This window comes from Mycobacterium scrofulaceum (assembly GCF_002086735.1).
GTDB classification, from domain to species: Bacteria; Actinomycetota; Actinomycetes; order Mycobacteriales; family Mycobacteriaceae; genus Mycobacterium; species Mycobacterium scrofulaceum.
The window spans coordinates 1-1081 of record NZ_MVIJ01000147.1 but is presented as its reverse complement, the minus strand read 5'-3'; the positions used below and the strand labels follow the sequence as shown (position 1 = coordinate 1081).

Annotated in this window: 1 protein-coding gene; it reads right to left on the bottom strand. The window is 70.5% G+C overall.

What is annotated here, in order from left to right; genetic code table 11:
* Positions 1-1081 (bottom strand): HNH endonuclease signature motif containing protein (locus BST44_RS29180; protein WP_142274744.1); only part of this gene is annotated, 1081 nt, incomplete at both ends.

Sequence of the window (1081 nt, the reverse complement as noted above, 5' to 3'; positions counted from 1 at the left end):
TCCAGCCTTGTTCGGCGAGCCGGTTGTCGGGTCCGCAGGCCAGGGTGAGGTCGTCGATGTCGGTGCGGCGGGTGGCTTGCCAGCCTGTGATGTGGTGGACCTGGCTGTGGTAGGCCGGCGCGTCGCAGCCGGGTTTGGTACAGCCACGATCCTTGGCGTACAACATGATTCGTTGGGCCGGTGAGGCCAGGCGTTTGGTGTGATAGAGCGCCAGCGGCCGGGCGTGGTCGAAGATCGCCAGATAATGATGCGCGTGGCCGGCCCAGCGGATGACATCCGACATCGGTACCAGGGTGCCGCCGGCGGTCAGGGCCTTGCCGGTGGCGGCCTCGAGGTCGGTCAAGGTGGTGGTGACCACGATCGACACGGGCAGCCCGTTGTGCTGGCCCAGTTCGCCGGAGGCCAGCAGGCCGCGCAGCCCGGCGAGGAATGCGTCGTGGTTGCGTTGAGCCGGGCTGCGGGTGTCGCGGCGCACCGCGTCCTCATCGGGTGTGGCGTCGACCGCCGGGGTTTCGTCCTCGGGGTTGCACGCGCCGGGCGCTGCCAGTTTGGCCAGCATGGCCTCGATCGCGGCCCGCAGTTCCGGGGTGACCAGGCCACCGATGCGCGACATGCCGTCGCATTCCTGGGCGCCCAAAGTGATTCCGCGTTTGCGGGCGCGTTCGGCGTCGCTGAAGTCCCCGTCGGGGTGCAGCCAGTCCATGACCCGCTGGGCGTATTTGGCCAACTCGTCGGGCCGATACCCGCCGGCCTTTGCGGCCAGGTCGGCTTCGGCGGCCTGGCGGGTCAGGGCGTCCACCTCGGCGGGCAGCTGGGCGAAAAAGTCGCGGATCACCTTGATGTGCCCGTCGCCGACGAGCCCGGCGCGTTGGCCGGCCGCGGTCGCGCTCAACCGCGGCGCCAACGGCTCGCCGGTCAACGCCCGGCGCGGCCCCAGATCGCGGGCTTCGGCGATGCGCCGGCCGGCCTCGGCTTTGGTGATGCGCAACCGGTCGGCCAGCCCCGTGCGCAGCGACCCACCTAACTGTTCGGGGCTGGCCTGGGCGTCGAGCTGATTGATCAACGCGTGCTGCGGTGTGCG